The sequence below is a fragment of the Paracoccus angustae genome (assembly GCF_042648745.1).
GTDB classification, from domain to species: domain Bacteria; phylum Pseudomonadota; class Alphaproteobacteria; order Rhodobacterales; family Rhodobacteraceae; genus Paracoccus; species Paracoccus angustae.
Genome location: NZ_JBHRXY010000099.1, coordinates 1 through 2,040, shown reverse-complemented (window position 1 = coordinate 2,040; position 2,040 = coordinate 1). Strand labels below are relative to the sequence as shown.

The 2,040-nt window shown below is 69.3% G+C and carries 1 protein-coding gene and 1 pseudogene; both read right to left on the bottom strand.

Features of this window, described 5'->3' with window-relative positions:
- Positions 1 to 359, bottom strand: a pseudogene (locus ACFOM8_RS22885) (hypothetical protein); the annotation flags it as partial.
- A 468-nt stretch (positions 360 to 827) separates the two neighbouring features.
- Entirely contained in the window at positions 828 to 1,763 is a 936-nt protein-coding gene (locus ACFOM8_RS22880) for a DUF2493 domain-containing protein (protein WP_306609333.1), read from the bottom strand.
- Positions 1,764 to 2,040: the final 277 nt, after the last annotated feature.

Below are 2,040 nucleotides of genomic sequence, written 5' to 3'. Positions count from 1 at the left end.
TCGTCTCCGTGCGGCACATCCGGCATGCCGAAGCTGCGGACGCCATCGGTGCCATGATCGTCCATGACCGCCGCGTCGGTGCGCACCCGGTCGAGGGCCGCGTCCACGAAGTCAGGGCCCCGGGCAACGATCCCGCGCGTCACGACCACCCTGCCGCGCAGAGTCTCGCCCTGCCATTCGGTCTGCCCAAGGGCTGCCCGGAAGGCGTCGTTCTGCGCCCCGATGATCCGCGCCTCGGCCAATGCGGCCTCGTAGCGGTCGAGATCGAAGACCGGCCCCGCGCAATGGCGGCAAGCGTCTGGACGGATGCCTGCCGTGATCTGGGTGGCCTCGCAGGAGATGCATTGATAGCGCGTCATGAGAAAACCCTCCTTCTGATCTGGCGATCCCCTCACGGCCTTGCTCTTCTTCAAGAATGGGAGCGGGCCAGGAAGGCGAGCCGCGCCCCCGGCGCGTCTCACCTTCCTGGGCTGCCTCCCGGCGAGGGCGGGAGGGGGGCCCGGCAACTGCAAAATCAAGCCCCAAGGGTCGGGGGCCCCGTCTGCACAAGCCGCCGCTTGGCGGCGCGGAAGATGGGGGTGCCCCCTTGGGGCGCCGCATTTTGCGGTTGACGGGGGAACCGGCGGTTCCCCTCTTCCTTCCCTTCCGGCCCCGGTGCGGGTCCGGCGCTGCGCCATCCTGCAGGGGGCGTTCGGCTCGTCCGAATCCCCCCTGCACGGCGCTCCACGCGCCACCGGAGCTTTTCCGGACCACACGCCGCAGAGCGGCGCAGCAGGCTGCGTCCGACAACGAAGCCGTGGCAGGCAGAGGGCTGTAGAGAACGGCGCTTACGCGCCGCACTCGATCTTCATCACCGGGATGCCCAGCTTGCGGGCCTTGTCAGCCAGGTTCTCCTGGATGCCCGTGCCGGGGAAGACCAGGACACCGACCGGCAGGACATCGAGCAGCGCGTCATTGCGCTTGAAGGGTGCGGCCTTGCCGTGCCTCGTCCAGTCGGGACGGAAGGCGATCTGGGGCACCTTGCGGTGATCGGCCCAGCGGGATGCAATGAGTTCCGCGCCCTTGGGTGAGCCGCCATGCAGGAGCACCATGTCGGGGTGCTTGGCATGGACCTGATCGAGCCTGGCCCAGATCAGCCGGTGGTCGTTGAAGTCCGCGCCGCCGGTCAGGGCCACCTTTGGCCCGGCAGGCAGCATCACCTCGGTCTCGGCCCGGCGCTTGGCGGCCAGAAAGTCGCGGCTGTCGATCATCGCCGCCGTGAGATGGCGGTGGCTGACCATCGAGCCGGTGCGTGGCCGCCAGGCACTGCCGGTGTGGTGCTCGAAGGCCTCGGTGGCGAGGTCGCGGAAGAGCTCCATGCCGGCGCGCCGTTCGATCAGGGTCTGCCCTTCGGCCGTGAGGCGCTCGAGCTCAACCGACTTCACCTCGCTGCCGTCCTGCTCGCGCTGCAGGCGGCGCTGCGCCAGTTCGTTGCTGTCGAGTTCGCGCTCGACGCGGGCCGCGGCACGGTGGAAGAGATTGACGGTGCCCCAGAGCAGTTCCTCGAGATCGGGCTCGAGCCGGGTGTCACTGAGGCTCGCCACCAGGGCGTCGAAGATGTCGGACACGGCGCTGGAGACGGTATCGGCCTCGGGCAGCGGCCGGGGATCAGGCTCGTCCTGAAAGGGGCGCCAGCCGTAAAGCTGGAGTTCGGTCAGGACGTGGTCGGTCTGGGAGGCGGTATGGACCGGCTCGGGGGCCTGGTCGTCGGGATCCTGTGTCATCGCGTTCTCCTTCGATGGGGCGGGGCGCGCGTTTCTCGCGGCCTTCGCGGGCATCGCAGCGCACGGGCGGGCCGGACAGGCAGCCCTCGCGCCTCGCGAGGGCCTTGATGGCCAAGGCCGGCTATTTTGCCTCGCGATGCAAAGCGTCCGCAGGACGCGGCGGAAAATAGTCGGCCGCCGCCATTGCCCGGCCGATCCGGCTGTGCGCCGATTGCCCTCCTCGAAGGCCTGGAACGCGGATCTCCGCGCGTGAAGGAGAGGTGACCGGGACAGGGAG

Bases quoted from the DNA above. Each gene is read 5' to 3' on its own strand.
- ACFOM8_RS22880 (WP_306609333.1), bottom strand. From the start codon at position 1,763: ATGACACAGGATCCCGACGACCAGGCCCCCGAGCCGGTCCATACCGCC.